Source organism: Campylobacter sp. CNRCH_2014_0184h (genome assembly GCF_025772985.1).
Lineage (GTDB): Bacteria > Campylobacterota > Campylobacteria > Campylobacterales > Campylobacteraceae > Campylobacter_D.
Map to the genome: position 1 here is coordinate 357744 of NZ_JAKMTB010000001.1, position 18054 is coordinate 375797.

At 29.0% G+C, this 18054-nt stretch carries 17 protein-coding genes; 10 read left to right on the forward strand and 7 right to left on the reverse strand.

Annotation, left to right across the window (positions count from 1 at the left end):
- Positions 1 to 118: 118 nt before the first annotated feature.
- Positions 119 to 2692: an ATP-dependent Clp protease ATP-binding subunit gene (locus tag L8X36_RS01965; protein ID WP_263682300.1), complete on the reverse strand. Its 2574-nt coding sequence runs from the start codon at positions 2690 to 2692 to the stop codon at positions 119 to 121.
- Between the two features lie 207 nt (positions 2693 to 2899).
- Here L8X36_RS01965 and L8X36_RS01970 point away from each other — a divergent pair, with 207 nt between their 5' ends.
- From L8X36_RS01970 to L8X36_RS02015, 10 genes are read left to right on the forward strand one after another with little or no spacing between them, the layout of a single operon-like run.
- Positions 2900 to 4216 carry a S41 family peptidase gene (locus tag L8X36_RS01970; RefSeq protein ID WP_318529553.1) on the forward strand — a complete coding sequence of 439 codons (1317 nt, stop codon included), beginning with the start codon at positions 2900 to 2902 and terminating at the stop codon, positions 4214 to 4216.
- A gap of 1 nt (position 4217) precedes the next feature.
- Positions 4218 to 4931, forward strand: coding sequence for a phosphoribosylaminoimidazolesuccinocarboxamide synthase (gene purC / locus L8X36_RS01975; RefSeq protein WP_263663357.1), 714 nt, complete (start codon positions 4218 to 4220; stop codon positions 4929 to 4931).
- 8 nt (positions 4932 to 4939) lie between these two features.
- Positions 4940 to 5176, forward strand: a complete 237-nt coding sequence (gene purS / locus L8X36_RS01980; protein ID WP_263682301.1) for a phosphoribosylformylglycinamidine synthase subunit PurS — start codon at positions 4940 to 4942, stop codon at positions 5174 to 5176.
- Positions 5173 to 5823 (forward strand): phosphoribosylformylglycinamidine synthase subunit PurQ, encoded by a 651-nt coding sequence (gene purQ / locus L8X36_RS01985; RefSeq protein WP_257396888.1) that lies wholly within the window; start codon positions 5173 to 5175, stop codon positions 5821 to 5823. The genes purS and purQ overlap by 4 nt, the downstream gene beginning before the upstream one ends.
- On the forward strand, positions 5817 to 7022 hold the full coding sequence (locus L8X36_RS01990; protein ID WP_263663359.1) for an SH3 domain-containing protein: 1206 nt from the start codon (positions 5817 to 5819) through the stop codon (positions 7020 to 7022). Before purQ ends, L8X36_RS01990 begins: the two co-directional genes overlap by 7 nt.
- On the forward strand, positions 7000 to 7689 hold the full coding sequence (locus L8X36_RS01995) for a lysophospholipid acyltransferase family protein (RefSeq protein ID WP_263679374.1): 690 nt from the start codon (positions 7000 to 7002) through the stop codon (positions 7687 to 7689). Before L8X36_RS01990 ends, L8X36_RS01995 begins: the two co-directional genes overlap by 23 nt.
- Positions 7686 to 8054: a fluoride efflux transporter CrcB gene (gene crcB / locus L8X36_RS02000; RefSeq protein ID WP_039625961.1), complete on the forward strand. Its 369-nt coding sequence runs from the start codon at positions 7686 to 7688 to the stop codon at positions 8052 to 8054. Before L8X36_RS01995 ends, crcB begins: the two co-directional genes overlap by 4 nt.
- Positions 8055 to 8065: 11 nt before the next feature.
- On the forward strand, positions 8066 to 9895 hold the full coding sequence (htpG, locus tag L8X36_RS02005; protein WP_263682302.1) for a molecular chaperone HtpG: 1830 nt from the start codon (positions 8066 to 8068) through the stop codon (positions 9893 to 9895).
- A complete protein-coding gene (locus L8X36_RS02010; protein WP_263682303.1) occupies positions 9892 to 10227 on the forward strand; it encodes a rhodanese-like domain-containing protein in 336 nt (111 codons plus the stop codon). Before htpG ends, L8X36_RS02010 begins: the two co-directional genes overlap by 4 nt.
- Positions 10228 to 10229: 2 nt before the next feature.
- Positions 10230 to 10604: a rhodanese-like domain-containing protein gene (locus L8X36_RS02015; RefSeq protein WP_263682304.1), complete on the forward strand. Its 375-nt coding sequence runs from the start codon at positions 10230 to 10232 to the stop codon at positions 10602 to 10604.
- Between the two features lie 12 nt (positions 10605 to 10616).
- On the opposite strand, the gene mog is transcribed toward L8X36_RS02015, so the two are convergent.
- The 6 genes from mog to L8X36_RS02045 are packed head-to-tail and all read right to left on the reverse strand — an operon-like array spanning position 10617 to position 17986.
- Positions 10617 to 11144, reverse strand: a complete 528-nt coding sequence (mog, locus tag L8X36_RS02020; protein ID WP_263682305.1) for a molybdopterin adenylyltransferase — start codon at positions 11142 to 11144, stop codon at positions 10617 to 10619.
- A gap of 2 nt (positions 11145 to 11146) precedes the next feature.
- Entirely contained in the window at positions 11147 to 12745 is a 1599-nt protein-coding gene (locus L8X36_RS02025; RefSeq protein ID WP_263682306.1) for an AAA family ATPase, read from the reverse strand.
- Positions 12735 to 13991 (reverse strand): tRNA (N(6)-L-threonylcarbamoyladenosine(37)-C(2))-methylthiotransferase MtaB, encoded by a 1257-nt coding sequence (gene mtaB / locus L8X36_RS02030; RefSeq protein ID WP_263682307.1) that lies wholly within the window; start codon positions 13989 to 13991, stop codon positions 12735 to 12737. Before mtaB ends, L8X36_RS02025 begins: the two co-directional genes overlap by 11 nt.
- Positions 13988 to 15517, reverse strand: a complete 1530-nt coding sequence (locus L8X36_RS02035) for a mechanosensitive ion channel family protein (protein WP_318530084.1) — start codon at positions 15515 to 15517, stop codon at positions 13988 to 13990. Before L8X36_RS02035 ends, mtaB begins: the two co-directional genes overlap by 4 nt.
- On the reverse strand, positions 15514 to 16572 hold the full coding sequence (gene aroB / locus L8X36_RS02040) for a 3-dehydroquinate synthase (protein WP_263682308.1): 1059 nt from the start codon (positions 16570 to 16572) through the stop codon (positions 15514 to 15516). Before aroB ends, L8X36_RS02035 begins: the two co-directional genes overlap by 4 nt.
- 7 nt (positions 16573 to 16579) lie before the next feature.
- A complete protein-coding gene (locus tag L8X36_RS02045; RefSeq protein ID WP_263682309.1) occupies positions 16580 to 17986 on the reverse strand; it encodes a COG3400 family protein in 1407 nt (468 codons plus the stop codon).
- Positions 17987 to 18054 lie beyond the last annotated feature (68 nt).

Below are 18054 nucleotides of genomic sequence, written 5' to 3' on the forward strand. Positions count from 1 at the left end.
AACATTTATTGTTAAGAATAGATAAAAAATAATATTTTTTTAAACAAATATACGAAGTATTTACAATTTAATGTTAATAGGATAATTTTACTCTAAAATAAGCAAGTATTGCACTTGCTTATTGTTTAATGATGACAATCTCATCATCTTTAGAATCTATAATAATCTCATCATTTTCATTTAATTCATCAGATAATATCATATCACTTAATTTATCTTCTACCATGTCATATAAAGCTCTTTTTAATGGTCTTGCACCAAAATCAACATCAAAACCAACCTTTGCTATTAACCTAGCAGCATTATCGCTCAAGCTTGCTTTAATACCTCTATTTTCAAGACTTTTTTGCAAGGTATTAAAAAGCAATTTAACTATTTTTTCAGCCTCACTTTCTCCCAAAGGATTAAAAGTAATAATATCATCTAAACGATTTAAAAACTCAGGTCTAAAAAAGCTTCTAAGAGCTTCTTTGATAGCTTTTTTTCTTTCTTCGCCCTTTAACTCCATGATAAAATTTGCACCTATGTTAGAAGTTAAGATAATGATAGTATTAGTAAAATCCACCGTTACGCCTTTACTATCTGTAGCTCTACCATCATCTAAAATTCCCAAAAGTATATTAAATACATCTTTATGGGCTTTTTCTACTTCATCAAACAAAATCACACTATAAGGCTTTCTTCTAACAGCTTCAGTTAACTCCCCGCCTTCTTCATGCCCTATATATCCTGGAGGTGCACCTAAAAGTCTTGATATGCTGTGTTTTTCCATAAATTCACTCATATCAAAACGCACCATAGCTTTTTCATCATCAAATAAAAATTTAGCCAAAGCTTTAGCACTTTCTGTTTTACCTACCCCAGTTGGCCCTAAAAATAAAAAGCTTCCTATAGGCTTAGTTGCTTGATTTAGCCCTGCTTTATTACGTTTAATAGCTCTAGCCAAGGCACTCAAAGCCTCATCTTGCCCTACGACGCTTTCTTGTAAATACTCTTGAATGTGTAAATATTTTTGCTTTTCAGAAGTAAGCATTTTTTGCACGCTAATACCTGTCCATTTGCTTAAAATACCTGCTACTAAATCCTCATCTACTTGATTTTTAAGCAAAACTCCTTCTTGGGTCATTTGTTTCCATTTTTCTTCTAAATTTAATACCTCTTTTTCGCACTCTAAAATTTTGCCATATTCTATTTCAGCAGCTTTTTGGAAATCTCCTTTATTTTTAGCTAAAACAGCTTCATTTTTTAAAGTATCGATTTCTTTTTTCTTTGCACTTATACCATTAAATACTGCTTTTTCATTTTCAAATTTAACATTAAGTTTGATTTGCTCTTCTTTTAAATTTGCTAATTCTTTTTTAATCTCTTCTAATCTTTTTTCATTAGTTTCATTTTCTTCCATTTTTAAAGCTTCATTTTCTACTTCTAAGCTTTCAATTTGTTTTCTAACCTTTCTTAGTGAATTTGGCTCACTTTCTATTTGCATTTTTAATTCTGCTGCGGCCTCATCAATTAAATCAATCGCCTTATCAGGTAAAAATCTATTAGCTATATAACGCTTAGATAGTTTTGCAGCTGCTACCAATGCACTATCATTAATAGTTACATTATGATGAATTTCTAATTTCTCTTTTATACCTCTTAGCATTGCCAAAGCTTCATTCACGCTAGGCTCAGCTACATTTACAGGTTGAAATCTTCTTTGCAAAGCCGCATCTTTTTCAAAATATTTTCTATATTCTTTTAAGGTTGTAGCGCCTATAGTATGAAGCTCACCTCTTGCTAAAGCAGGTTTTAAAATATTTGCTGCATCCATACTTCCTTCATTTGCACCTGCACCTACAATGGTGTGAATTTCATCTATAAATAAAATGATATTTTTGTGTTTTATTACTTCATTTACAACAGCTTTTAATCTATCTTCAAATTCACCTCTGTATTTTGCTCCTGCTATTAAAGCACTCATATCCAAGGCTATGACTTTTTTATTTTGCAATGAAGTAGGAACATCTTTTTTTACTATTCTTTGTGCTAAAGCTTCTACTACAGCAGTTTTTCCTACCCCTGGCTCACCTAATAAAATAGGATTATTTTTAGTTTTTCTAATTAAAATTTGCATTAATCTTTGAATTTCTTCTTCCCTGCCTATGACAGGATCAAGTTCATTGTTTTTAGCTTTCATAGTCAAATCAATACCAAATTTAGACAAAGAATCAAGCGTTTCATCGCTTGTTTTGGTTTCTATTTTAGCTCCAGCTCTAATAAATTCTAATTCTTTTTTAAATTCATTTAAATCTACAAATTTAGATAAAAGTTCTTTAATAACCCCACTCGTACTTTCTGAGACAAGCCACATATCCACAGCCAAATAGCTATCTTTGTTTTCTAAAGCCAAGCCTTTTGCTTTTTCTAGAGAATTAATAAATTCATTTGAAAATTTAATATTATCTTTATTTACATTTGAGCTAGTAGGAAAAGATGAAATTTTACTTTTTACTTCTAGCTCAAATGCCTCTTTAGAAACATTTAATTTATTAAAAACTTGATTTAGCAAACTTGAACTATCAACACTTAAAGCCCATAATAAATGCAAAGGTTTTATTTCACTATTCTTAGAATGAATGGCCAAAGAAATCGCACTTTCTATATTTGAAAGCATAGAATCTGTTAAAAAATCTTGTATATTTGCCATTTTTGCTCCTTTTTTACTTTTATATGAGATGTATTATATAACTTTAGTCTATTATTGTCAAGTTTATTTAGTTATATTTATAAATAATTTTTTATATAAACACACTAATATAATAAAAATATTTACTTTATTTACGATTTTTTAAGCAAAAATAACTAAAATTAGATAATTATTTTATGAATTCATATTTATTTTGGAGTTTTTCCTTTGAAGACAAAAAGAAATCTTATTATCGCAGCTAGCATTTGTAGTTTAGTAACCGCTTCTTTTATTTTTACTAATTTACAAGCTAAAAACCCCGCTCCTAGTGAAGCAGAAAAGAAAATAGAAGCTTTATCTAAACTCACAAGAACCATGTCCATCATAGAACAATACTATGTTGATGATGTTAATTATACAGATTTGGTTGATAAATCCATAGCAGGCTTACTAACAAATTTAGATGCTCATTCTTCTTTCTTAGATGAAAAAGGTTATAAAGAACTTAAAGAGCAAACTAATGGAGAATTTGGTGGACTTGGCTTTACTATTACGCAAAAAGATGGAGCAATTAGCGTTGTAGCTCCTATAGAAGGAAGTCCAGCAGATAAAGCAGGCATTAAAACTGATGATATTATCTTAAGAATTAATAACGAATCAACCTTAGGTATGACTTTAAATGAAGCTGTTTCTAAAATGCGCGGAGAACCTAAGACAAAGGTTACTCTAACTATCTATAGAAAAGGCGATGCAAAACCATTTGATGTCAATTTAAAAAGAGATATTATAAAAGTAGATAGCGTTTATACAAAATTAATCGAAAATGAAAATTTACTTTATTTAAGAGTGACTAATTTTGATAAAAATGTCGTAGATGAAGCTAGTAAAGCTATCAAAAAACATTCTAATGTAAAAGGAATTATACTAGATCTTAGAACCAACCCGGGTGGTATTTTAAATCAAGCCGTAGGCTTAGTAAATCTTTTTGTAGATAAAGGAGTAATTGTCTCACAAAAAGGAAAAATAGAAAATGAGAATGTAGAATTTAAAGCAAATCCTAGTAAAAAAATCACCAACGCACCTTTAGTAGTGCTTGTAAATGGTGGTAGCGCTAGTGCAAGTGAGATTGTAAGTGGAGCTTTACAAGATTTCAAACGCGCTATTATCATAGGCGAAAAAACCTTTGGAAAAGGCAGCGTACAGCTTATATTGCCAATGGATGAAAAAGGTAAAGAAGGCTTAAGACTTACTATAGCAAAATATTATTTACCAAGTGGTAGAACCATACAAGCTGTCGGGGTTAGTCCTGATATAGAAGTATTCCCAGGAAAAGTAAGTAAAGAAGAAAATCATGGCTTTGAAATCAAAGAAAGCGATCTAAAAAAACACTTGCAAGCTGAACTTGATAAAATCGGACATCAAGAAAAGAAAAAAGATAATAAAGAAGATAAAAATATCATCACTAAAGAGCAAATTGATAATGATATACAATTAAAAACTGCAATAGATGCAATCAAAATTTTAAACATCACAAAAGGAGAGTAAAATGGCAACAAAACTAGATCTTTTATACGAGGGAAAAGGTAAAAAAATGTTTAAGACTGATGATGAGAATTTACTCATCACGGAATTTAAAGATGATTTAACTGCTTTTAATGCAGAAAAAAGAGGTAATGAAGCGGGAAAAGGTGCGTTAAATTGTAAAATTAGTACTGAAATTTTTCATCTTTTAGAAAAAGAAGGTATTAAAACACATCTAGTAGAAACTATCAGCGATAAAGAACAAATTGTTAAAAAATGCAATATTATACCTATTGAAGTTATTACTAGAAATGTAGCTACAGGATCTTTAACAAAAAGATTAGGCATTAAAGAAGGTACGATTTTACCTTTTGCTGTAGTTGAGTTTTGTTATAAAAATGATGATTTAGGTGATCCTATTATCAATGATGAGCATTGTTTGATTTTAAATTTAGTAAAAAGTGAAAAAGATTTAGAATTAATAAAAAACATTGCAAGACAAATCAATTCTATCTTGGTTAAATTCTTTGAATCTAAAGGTTTAAGATTGATTGATTTTAAATTAGAATTTGGTATTGATGGTGAAGGAAATATGATACTAGCTGATGAAATTAGCCCTGATAGTTGTAGATTTTGGGATAGCAAAACTAATGAAAAATTAGATAAAGACCGCTTCAGACAAGACCTAGGTAATGTAAAAATGGCCTATGAAGAAGTATTAAAAAGAATTTTAAGTTAGGAAAAATAATGAAAGTAACTGTAAATATCACACTAAAAAATGGGGTTTTAGATCCTCAAGGCAAAGCCATAGAAAAGGCTTTGCATTCTTTAGATTTTAATAACATATCAAATGTTAAAACCTCAAAACAAATTAGTTTTGATATAGCTTGTAATAATAAAGAAGAAGCTTTAAAACATGTTGATTTAATGTGTAAAGAATTGCTTGCAAATACTGTGATAGAAGATTATGAGATAATATTATGAAAGTAGCTATTATTCGTTTTCCCGGAACTAATTGCGAGTTTGATACAGCTTATGCTTTTGAAAAACTAGGTGTAAAAACTGAAATCATTTGGCATGAAAGACAAGATTTTAGCGCAGATTTAATTGTTTTACCAGGTGGATTTTCTTATGGAGATTATTTAAGATGTGCAGCCATTGCAAAACTTGCTCCTGCTATGAAAACACTTAAAGAACATGTACAAAAAGGTGGATATGTCCTAGGTATTTGCAATGGTTTTCAAATTTTATTAGAACTTGGTCTTTTAAAGGGAGCTATGAAACATAATAATAGCTTAAGTTTTATTTCTAAAATGCAAGCATTGCAAGTAGTATCAAACAATAATGCTTTTTTGAAAAATTTCCAAAAAAATGACATTATAGAATTGCCTATTGCTCACGGAGAAGGAAATTATTTTAATAGCGAAGATGGTATTAAAATGCTAGAAGATAAAGATATGATTTTATTAAGATATATCAATAATCCAAATGGCTCCTTAAACGATATAGCTGGAATTTGTGATGAGAATAAAAAAGTTTTTGGACTTATGCCACACCCTGAAAGAATGTGTGATGATATACTTGGCTCAAAAGTAGGACTTAAAATGTTTGAAGGATTTTTAAATTGCTAAAAACCTTCAAAGTTTTTTGTGTTTTTTTACTAGCGTTTAATTTATATGCTCAAGAAAATAGCGTTTTTGAAGATTATAACACCCTAGAAAAAAATTACAATCAATTAGACGATCAAGCTAAGCAAATTTATCAAACTATCGCTCCAAGTGATGAGAGTAATTATGAAAGTAAAATCAATGATGAAAATTTTATTCCTCAAGGTTCTTTAGTATTAAACGCAAAAGAATACACTGATGAAGCTTACATAGATGAAGCTTTTGCTATAGATCTTGAGGTTATCACCACAACTAATGTAAGTTTTGATTTAAATGTGAGTTTTGAAAAAAATGACGATATGCTTTGGATTAATCCTAATCCTATTTGGGAGCAAAAGGCTAATTCATATCACACAAAATTATGGTTTGAAGCAAAAAGTTTAAATGCTAATTTAAATAAAATCATCGTTTCTTTAAGCAGAAATGATCATATTTTTCAAAGCTCATCACTAATTATAAAACCTATTAGACTTAAAAAAATCGACGCTCCTTCTAACAAATACTCACACATAGTTGCAAGTAATTTAGAAGTAAAACAAGTAAAAGCAAGCCATTTTGACAATGATAATATGATTTTATTTATAGAACTTGCAGGAGAAAACACAAACCTAGCAAGTTTTAATATAAAAGATATTCAAAAACAAGGCGTAGAGGCTATTAAAGGCGATTTTGAAAAACAAAGCGGGTTTTATTATGCTATTTTAGATAAAAGCAAAACACGCTTTGATTTTTCTTATTTTAATTTAAATTCTAAAGAATTAAAAGATTTTTCTTTAAAAATAGAACTTAAAGAAGATAGCATAAGCACACAAAGTGATTTAAATCCAAAAACTAATGACTTTAATTTTTACAAACAAGTATTTTTGTGGAGCTTGTGTGGTATTTTTGCTTTATGGTTTGTATTTAAGAAAAGCTATGTAGCTTTAGGCTTAGCAATTTTGGCTCTAATAGCAAGTTTTTTAGCCCAAAATAACATATACAAAGCCATATTAAAGGCTGAAAGCAAAGTGCAAATTTTACCAACTCTTAACTCAACTCATTTTTATTCTGGAAAATATAACCAAGAAGTAGAAGTGTTAGATTCAAGAGATGAATATAAAAAAATTTTATTTAATAATGGAAAAATAGGCTGGGTAAAAAGTGAAGATTTATCAAAGATTTAAAGCTTTAGTATTTTGGATTGAATTTATTTTTTCTATTATATTTTTATGCATTGCCTTTTTATTATTACAATCACAAGAAAAAATTTGGAAAATCAGAAAAGCATGGTCAAAATTGCAAAAATATGTAATAAATTATAAAATCCAAACTCAAGGTTCTATACACCCTCAAGCTAATTTACTTTTAATCAATCACCAAAGCTTGTTAGACATAGTTGTTTTGGAAGATCTATGTCCAAAAAATATATCTTGGATAGCAAAAAAAGAACTTGGTGAACTCCCCGTTTTTAAAACTTTGATTAAAAAACCTAAAATTATTTGTATAGATAGAAGTCCAAAAGGTCTAGTAAAACTTTTAAAAGAAGCCAAAGAAAGACTAAAAGAAGATAGAATTTTGGCTATTTTTCCAGAAGGTACAAGATCTAAAACACAAAAACTTTTAAAATTTAAAGTTGGAGCTAAAATTTTAAGTGAAAAACTTAATCTAAAAGTCCAACCTGTGGTAATTGTTGATTCAGCTAAAATTTTAGACACGCAAAACTTTAGCGCAAAGAGTGGCGTTTTAAAAGTAGTATTTCTTGATCTTGTTGATATAAGTAAAGATGATTGGCTTGAGCAAACTAGAGAAAAAATGCAAACAATCTTAGATAATGAAAGGTCAAAAGCTTGATTAGCACAATTTTGGCTGTAGGTTTTGGTGGCTTTTTAGGGGCTATATCTAGAATGCTTACTAGTAGCTTTTTTAATAAAATCATTCCACATGATTTCCCCTATGGTACTTTACTTGTTAATATCATAGGATCTTTTTTAATGGGCTTGTTTTTTTCTTATGCAAACTCTAAAGGTGTGCATATTTTTACTAAAAGTTTAATTAGCACAGGTTTTTTAAGTGCTTTTACGACTTTTTCAACTTTTTCTTATGAAAATTTGCTATTTTTGCAAAGTGGTGATTATTTTCACTTTTTTCTAAATATTATTTTAAATGTTATCCTTTGTCTTTTGGCAGTATGGATTGGTTTTTTAATTTTTAAATAAAGGAGATATAAATGCAATTTCAAACTGAAGTTAATCAACTTTTACAACTTATGATTCATTCTTTGTATTCAAACAAAGAAATTTTTTTAAGAGAGCTTATTTCTAACGCAAGCGACGCACTTGATAAACTTAGTTATCTAAGCGTGAGTGATGATGCTTATAAAAATTTAAAATTTGAACCAAAAATTCAAATCAACTTCAATCAAGAAGCAAAAACCCTAACCATAAGTGATAATGGTATAGGTATGAATAAAGAAGATTTGATCAATCATCTTGGAACCATTGCTAAAAGTGGTACAAAAAGCTTTTTAGAAAACTTAAGTGGTGATGCTAAAAAAGACTCACAACTTATAGGACAATTTGGTGTAGGCTTTTACTCTGCTTTTATGGTGGCTTCTAAAATAGAGGTTTTAAGCAAAAAGGCATTAGATGATAAAGCTTATCTTTGGACTTCTGATGCTAGTGGTTATGAAATAGAAGATGCAAATAAAGATGAGCAAGGCACTTGCATAACCTTACATTTAAAAGATGAAGAATTTTTAAACTCATACCGCATTGAAAGTATAGTAGAAAAATACTCAAACCACATACAATTTCCTATTTTTATGGAAAAAGAAGAATATTTGCCACTAGAAGAAGGTGAAAAAGAACCTAAAAAAGAATTAAAAAACACTCAAATTAACACAGCAAGTGCTTTATGGAGACAAAATAAAGCAAGCTTAAAAGCTGAAGATTATGAAAGATTTTATGAACAAAATTTCCATGATTCAAACAAACCTATGCTTTATATCCACACAAAAGCTGAAGGTTCTATAGAGTATAATTCTTTATTCTTTATACCAGCACAAGCTCCATTTGATTTATATAGAGTAGATTATAAAAGTGGTTTAAAACTTTATGTTAAAAGAGTTTTTATAAGCGATGATGATAAAGAATTATTACCAACTTATTTAAGATTTGTGCGCGGGATTATTGATGTAGAAGATTTACCGCTTAATGTAAGTCGTGAAATTTTACAGGAAAATAAAATTTTAAAAAGCGTTCAAGAAGCAAGTGTTAAAAAAATCTTAGCTGAACTTAAAAAATTCAAAGAAAAAGATAAAGAAAACTATCTTAAATTCCATGAGAATTTTGGAAAAGTTTTAAAAGAAGGTTTATACGGTTTTGGCGAAAATAAAGACGCTATAGCTAGGCTTTTATACTTTAAAAACTCAAATAAAGAAGAATTAATTGATCTTGAAGAGTATAAACAAAACTTAGCTGAAGGACAAAATGAAATTTTTTATATTAGTGGAAAAAATGAAAAACTTTTAAGAAATTCTCCTCTTCTTGAAAGTTATAAACAAAAAAATATCAATGTTTTATTGCTTGATGAGGAAATTGACACCATAGTTATGCCTATGATGAATGAATTTGAAGGTTTAAAATTTAGTGCTATTAACCATCTAGCTAGTGAAGAAACTAGCGAAGAACAAAAGGCTGAATTTGCAAGCTTGCTCATTAAAATAAAAGAAGTTTTAAAAGATGAAGTTGAAGAGGTAAAACTTAGCCAAAGACTTTCAAATAGTCCAAGTTGTATTGTTTATGATCAAAATAAACCTGATTTTGCTATGCAACAAATTCTTAAACAAATGGGGCAAGAACAGCAAGTTAAACCTATACTTGAAATCAATCCTAATCATGAAATTTTAAAAGCCTTAAAAGAAAATGATACCTTAGCTAATGAAATGGCACATATTCTTTTAAATATGGCTAAACTTAGTGAAGGTATGGGTATAGATAACCCTAGCGAATTTAACAATGCCTTAAGCAAAATCGTTTCTAAGGCTTTAGAAAAATGAAAAATATAGCTATTTCTAAAGATATTTTGCACGAATTTTGCATTGTAGATGTAAGAACTCCTGGCGAATGGAAAAGCGGGGTTATAAAAGAAGCTATACTCATCGCACTTTGCGATGATAATGGCTTTATGAATGAAAATTTCATCCAAGAATTTAAAGAAAAAGTAGATTATCAAAATAAAAACATAGCCTTTGTATGTGCTACAGGCTCAAGAAGCAAACATACTGCTATGATGATAGAAGATGCTCTAGGTATAGAATGTACTAATCTAGATGGTGGCATGGTAGCGCTTTTATCACAAGGTTATGAAGCTACAAAAAAAGAAGGTTGATTATGAAAAAAATATTTTTATCTTTAGCACTTTGTGCTAGTTTTGTTTTAGCAGAAGTGAAAAATATCGATATTAATGCGGATATTTTGGAAAATTATCAAGTAATTGATGTTAGAAAACCTAGCGAATGGGCACAAACTGGTACTATAAAAAATGCCATTAAAATTAGCTTTTACAATGAAGATGGCAGTGTAAATAAAAATTTCGTTGAGGAAATTAAAAAGATTTCAAGTAACAAACCTATCGCTATAGTTTGTAGAAGTGGCTCAAGAAGTGCTAAAGCTTCTGCTTTACTAGATCAAAATGGCATAGAAGTTACTAATTTAAAAGGCGGTATGAACGCACTTTTATCACAAGGATACGTAACCTCAAAGTAAGTCTAGTTAGACTTACTTTTTCTTTGGCCTAAATACAGAAATTACCTCTTCATTGTTTTCAATATAAGCTCCACCTATCAAATCCACACAATAAGGAATAGCAGGAAATATAGGCTCAATGCATTCTCTTATAGCTTTTGGATTACCCGGTAAGTTGATAATCAATGATTTTCCTTTTATACCCGCGCTTTGTCTTGAAAGTATAGCTGTTGGTACATATTCTAAGCTTTTTGCACGCATTAACTCCCCAAAACCTGGTAGCATTTTATCACACACTGCTTGTGTTGCTTCTGGTGTCACATCACGCAAAGCAGGCCCCGTACCCCCTGTAGTAAAAATCAAATCACATTTTACTTCATCAGCCAAATAAGCTAATTTTTCTATAATTAAATCATACTCATCAGGAATTAGCTCATAATAAAAACTTTTTTCACTTTTTATATAAGAATCTAAAATTTTTTCTATCTCTACTCCAGATTTATCTTCATAAATTCCACTGCTTGCCCTATCTGAAAGTACTAAAATTCCTATTTTTACCATTTTTACTCCATTATGATTTTTTCTACATCTTGTTTTTCTATTTTTTCATTTTCTAAAAGAATGCTAGCTAATCTCACAACTTTTTCCTTCATTAATTCTAAAAATTCTTTCACTTCTTGCTTTTGCTCTTGCAATAAACCCTCATTTGCCATAGCAAAAGTTTCCATGAAAGTAAGCAATTCTTTAACCTTTAAAAGATCACTTTGTGCATTAGTATAGCTTTCATTAAAAATAAGCTCCATAGCAACTGAGCCTGCTAGAAAAACTTTTATTTTATTTAATAATTCTGATTTTGATTTGATGGTATTTTCATACTCTTTAAATCTATCTTCAATTAAGGTAATTTTTTCAAATTTAACATCAAAATAAAAAGCACACAAAGCTTTAGCTGCTTGGTATGTGGCTTGAATTTTTCTTTCCTTATCACTTAGAGAGAAAATCTTTTTTTTACCCATTAAAACTTTATTAAGCACTGCAAAAAAATCATTTTCTTCTATTAAATCTGATTTTCTTCTTATAGCATTAATAGCCGCTTCATTAACTAAAGTCTCTAAAGCTGCTCCACTAAAACCCACACTAGCTTTTGCAATTTTTTCTAAATCTACACTAGATTTTTTCTCTTTCATATAATTTTGTAAAATATGCATTCTATCTTTAAAATCAGGTAAAGATATAAAAATTCTTCTATCAAAACGACCTGACCTTAATAACGCATTATCCATAAGATCGATTTTATTTGTAGCGGCCATCACTATAACACCACTATTATCTTCAAATCCATCCATTTGAGTTAAAAGTTGATTTAGGGTATTATCTCTTTCTACATTAGAAAAATCCCCCCTACTTTTACCAACTGCGTCAATTTCATCTATAAAAATGATACTTGGAGCTTTTGATTTAGCTTTTAAAAAAAGCTCTCTTACTCTTTTTGCGCCCATACCTACATAAATTTCTACAAAACTAGCCCCACTTTGATAAAAAAATGGCACCCCAGCCTCACCCGCTACTGCTTTTGCTATCAAGGTTTTACCTACTCCAGGAGGGCCTACTAGTAAAACCCCTTTTGGCATTTTTACGCCAAAATCTTTATATTTTTGAGGATTTTTTAAAAAATCAACGATTTCTAAAAGCTCTACCTTAGCCTCATCAACCCCTGCTACATCTTTAAATTTAACTTCACTTACTACATCTTGTATGGTGTTATTTTGTTCATTTTTTTCTAAAATATTTTTTTCTAAAGAAAGTAAATTTTGTCTATCTTTATTTTTTTTATTAAGAAAGAGTAAAAAACTTATAAGAAAAACAAGCAAAATAAATATGAAAAAAAACTCACTTAAATTATAATCTTTAGCATATTCTAAAGGAATTTTTTGCCACAAAGCATTTAAATCCACTACATCTTTAGCAATTAAAAAATTTCCTTCTTTGCTTTTTAATAATATTTCATTATTTTCTACTATGGCTTTTTGGATTAAATTTTGCTCTAAAAGCTCTTCATAAGCAGACTTGCTAATATAATCAGGTTGATTTTTTATAAACGCAACTATTACAAAAATACAAAGCAATAAAAATGAAGCTAAGATAATCTTTTTATTTTTCATCCCCTAACCTTACATAATTACAATCTTCTTTGCATTCATATTTTTCAATATTTATCCATTGTTTAGCAATATCTTCTTTGCTTGTAATTTTGATTTTATTAAAAAATTGATCATAGCCTTCATAAAAACCATCTTTTTTACTCTCAACTAAAATTTCTAAAGTATCTTTTTGATTTTTTCTAAACTCATAATTATTTTGCGCGACTATATCTTTTAAAATATTTAATCTTTCTTTGGCTATTTCACCATTAATTCGTTCACTCATAGAAGCAGAATGCGTTCCATCACGCGGTGAGAAAATAAAAGCATGAATATGCGTAAGTTTAAATTGCTTGAAATTTTCTAAAGCTTCTTGCCATATTAATTCACTTTCTCCAGGGTGCGCTACAATAAAGTCTGTTCCTAAAGCAAAACCTTTTTGACTTAACTCATTAAACAGCGCTAAATCATTTTGCGTATGCGATCTTCTACGCATTATGCGTAGCATTTTTTCATGGGTATGTTGTAGGGCAATATGCAAATGCTTTTCAAGCCAAGGCTCATCTAAAATTTCTTTAAAACTCTCATCAATTTGAGCAGGCTCCAAACTCCCAAGTCTTACTCTTTTTATGCCACGAACCTTACCTATTTCTTGTAATAATTTTCCAAGTGTAGTTTTATCTTTTAAACCATAACTTCCTATATTCGTACCCGTTAAAACCACTTCACTATAGCCATTTTGCGCAAGAAGTTTGATTTGCTTTATTATTTCCTCACTCGGCATACTTCTTGATTTACCCCTAACACTTGGGATTATGCAATAGCTACAAGCAAAGTCACATCCTTCTTGAATTTTTACAAAAGCTTTAGTGTGATTTTCATAATTACTTACGATTTTTGTATCAATAAAGCGTAAATTTCCAAGCTCATAAAAGGCTTTATCTTGCGAGATTAGCTCATTGATTTTATCTTTATTAGAAGCCCCTAAAACTCCAAAAATTTCTTTTTTATCAAAAAAATCCTTTCCCTTGCTTACAGCACCACAGCCTGTAAGTATAACCTTAACTCCATTTTTCTTTACACTATTAATATAGCTTCTAAGCCCGCTATCAGCACCATTTGTAACAGTACAAGAATTTATCACTATCACATCAGCTTCTTGCTCATTTTGTGTAACAATATGATCTTTAATATAAGTTTTTAATAATTGCGTATCATAAATATTAGTTCTACAACCAAAAGTTTTAAAATATACCTTTTTTTTCAAATATCTTCCTTATTTTCTATAAATTCATGTTTTGCCATATATAAATTTTGCGATGGATAAGCTATTTTTATATCATCATGCTTATTAAATTCATTAATGATTTCTTTGCTTATATTACTTCTTAAAATCAAAGCCGCATAAGAATTTGTCATATACCAAGCAGAAATTCTCATGCCATAACCTTCTAAAAATGTAAAAAACCTAGGCTCTACTTTAGGATTTCTAATGCTGTATTCATTTCTTAATTTACTCATAGATTCTTTTGCAATTTTTGTATAACCTTTAGAAGCTTTTATAACGATTTCTTCCACTATTTCTAAGGCCTTTTGATGATTTGAATCAAAAGTCAAAGTAATATCAAGTCCATCCCAAACTGTTTTCATACCATGATGGGTATAATTTGATATAAGATTGGTAAATATAAAATTATTTGGTATGAAAATTATCCTACCACTTCTTCTATTATCTGTATAAGTTAGCAAAGAAATATCTTCATATAAGGTTATTCTTAAAAACGAAATATCAATTATATCACCGATATAATGTGTATTGTTTTGAAAAACTCTAACCCTATCACCCACTCTAAAACTTCCACCAAAAACTATCACACACCAACCAAGCATAGACATAAACATATCTTTCATAGCAATAGCCAAACCAGCAGAAGCAAAACCAAGCACAGTTACTAAGTAACTGATATTTTCAATATATCCAAAAAGTAAAATCAAAATAATCACATTGATATTAATAAAATTAATGATTTTATTTGCTGTATAAAAGCGATCATTATCGCCTATATATTTTCTAGCTATAAATTTGAGTAAAAACGCTATGGCTACAACGATAATAATAGCCAAAACTATATTAAAAGCTCTTACACCTTGAATTTTAATAGAAGCTGTTGTTTTTTCAATTTCTTCTTGAATTTTTTTCTCATACACAGAATAAGAAATTTCTCCAAAACGCAAGGTTTGTGAAAAATCTCTTACCATTTGATTGGATATTTTTAAATATTCATCATGTTCTTTACTAGGGGCTAATTTAGCTATCTCAGCCACTAAAACATTTTCTTTTATAAGCTCATCTAAAGTTTGCTTAAAACTATTTAAGAGATTAACATATTCTTCTTTATCACGTCTTAGTTTTTTTATGTGTGAGTATGCTGAAATGATGGCTAAAGGATTAGTTAGTTTATCTATTTTATCAACTTCTTCAGGCGCTAAAACCATCTTGGAAAAATTTGCACTTTTATACTCACTTAAAAGCTCTAATCTTTCTTTTAAGATTAAAATTTGCCTTTCTATAATGCTTTTATTGCGCTCATTAGCCTTTAAGCTTTCTTTTTCTAAAGCTAAAATTTCATTTTGAGTTTTTCTGTAAATATTAAAATTATTATATTTAATCACCCAAGTATTATATGTTAAATTATTATGCAATTCATTGAGTTTTTGCTCTAAATGTTCTATATCATCTTGCGCTAAAAGCATCAAAAAAGGTAAAAATAAAAGTAAAAAAATCTTTTTCATGCAAACACCTCTAAAGTGCGTAAAATATCTTCTTTGTTTATATCATTTTTTATACAAGCTTTTCCCAAACCACAAGCTAAAATAAAATTAATCTTTTGAAAATGTGTCTTTTTATCTAAGAAAAAGGCATTGTAAAACTCTTGTATATTTGAAATTTTATAAGATATAGGTAATTTAAATTTCACAAGTAAATTTTGCACTCTTTGGCATTCTCTCTCACTTAATAATCCTAAATTTAATGCTAAAACATTTGCCATATTCATACCTATAGCCACAGCTTCACCATGTAAGTATTTTTTATATCCTGTTTGATTTTCTATAACATGAGCAAAAGTGTGTCCATAGTTTAAAAGCATTCTTAAACCGCTTTCTTTTTCATCTTGTGAAACCACACTAGCTTTAAGCTCTATGCTTTTTTTGATGATTTGAGCCAAGGTAATATCATCTAATTTAGCATTTAAAAATTTACCCTCGTTCAAATTTTCTAAAAAAGATAAAATTTCCTTATCAAAAACCACAGCCATTTTGATAAATTCAGCCATGCCCGCAGCTAGTTCTCTTGAAGGCAACGTTTTTAAAAACTTACTCTCACAATAAACTGCTTTTGGCTGATAAAAAGTACCTATTAAGTTTTTGCCAAATTTATTATTCACTCCAGTTTTACCACCCACACTTGCATCCACACAAGCTAGTAAGGTTGTGGGAATATTGATAAATTCTATCCCTCTTTGATATATACTTGCTACAAAACCACCCATATCAGAGATAACCCCACCACCAAAGCTTATAAGTAAGCTTTTTCTATCTAGCTTATAAGCACACATTTGATCTAAGATATATTCTATAGTTTGTAAATTTTTATACTCTTCACCATCTTTAATTTTTATGATAAAAAGTTCTTTAGCTTGAATTTTTTCCAAAAGCGTATCTAAATGCAGCTTTGCTACTAATTCATTAGTTAAAATCACTACTTTAGTATCAAAATTTAACTTTTCTAGCTCATTTATATAGACATTATAACTTGTATTATTTTCTAAATTTACCTTAACTTGCATTGTTTTCTCACAGCGATGGTATAAATAATTGATAATTTTTACTCATCTTATAATATATCGTATTTAAATCTGTTTTTAAAATTTTATTGAAATTACTTCCTAAAATTTTTTCATTAAATGGCACAAAGTGCAATACATTTTGTTTGTAAGAAAATTTATTGATAGGGTTATGTTCTTTTTCCTCTATTAAAAGTAATTTTTCATCATGGAGTTTTGAAAGGCTTTCAAAATATTGATGGTACTCAAAAATTTCAGCTTTATTTAGTTTTAAATCATAATAATACAAAGCAAGCCCTAGTTGGATTTGCTTATTTAAATCAAGCATAATAGAAGCAATACCTTCCACATCTTCAAAATTTGAGCTTAAAACCACCGATGATTTTAAGTCAGCAAAATCCCCTTTACCTGCTTTTAACACAGGAATTTTTAAAGTAAAAAGAAAACTTTTTTCTTTCTCAAAAAGATAATCTTCCACTACAAGTAAACCTATGCTAGTATTTTCCACAAAAGGCTTAATATTTTTTACATTTGTACTTTCATAGTCAAATATCACTTCAGAGCTATTTTTATGCAAGGCTTTAAGTTTATAATACATAGGAGTTAAAGTAGGATTAATCACTTTAAAATAAAGCTTTTTACTATTAATCCTTACATGTAAAAGTAAACTTGCAAAAATAAGCTTTTCTATAGCAAACTCACTCATTTTTTTCATATCTATAATACAAAGTATATTATCACCAAAAGGCGATGGAAAGCGTCCTAAGCTTGTTTTAACATTAGTAAAAACACTTTGTAAAACTTTAGGATCACCTACGATTAAAATACTATCATTTGGCATTAAAATAAGCCCAGGTCTTGCTAGGATAAATTCATTATTTCTATAAACCATTACAATTTTAAAGCGTTTTTGGCTAATAGAACTTATATGTCTATAAGCAAAGCTTGATCCTGCAGGAATTTTTACCTCCATTATCTCACCTTGTCCAAGCCCTATAAATTGTGCCATAGAAGGCATATTATCTAAACAACCTGTTAATCTCGTGCTTAAAGTATCATAAATATTAATCACTTCGCAAAAATTATCATCAATTTGACTATTCCACAAATCCATGATAACTATGTTTAATCTTGGGTGTAATTTTCTTAAATTTTTATAGCAAGCTAACATATCTGCTTCTTCTTGCATATAGATGATAGCTTGATGGAATTCTTCCTTTAATAAATTTTCTAGTTTAACCAAACTTGTAGGATCAAATTTATAAAAAGATATTTGTTCATTTTCTAAATTCAAATCCACACTTTCATCATTATAATAAACAACACTCAAAGATTCTTTAAAAGTTTTATTGCTATGAATTTTCCTTAAAAAATCTTTAGCAAAAATCCCATCAGCTAGTAATAAAATTTTATTCATTTACACCTCTAAAATATAAAATATAATTATAGCAAAGTTATAGTTTATATTTTAAAGTTTTTATTTTT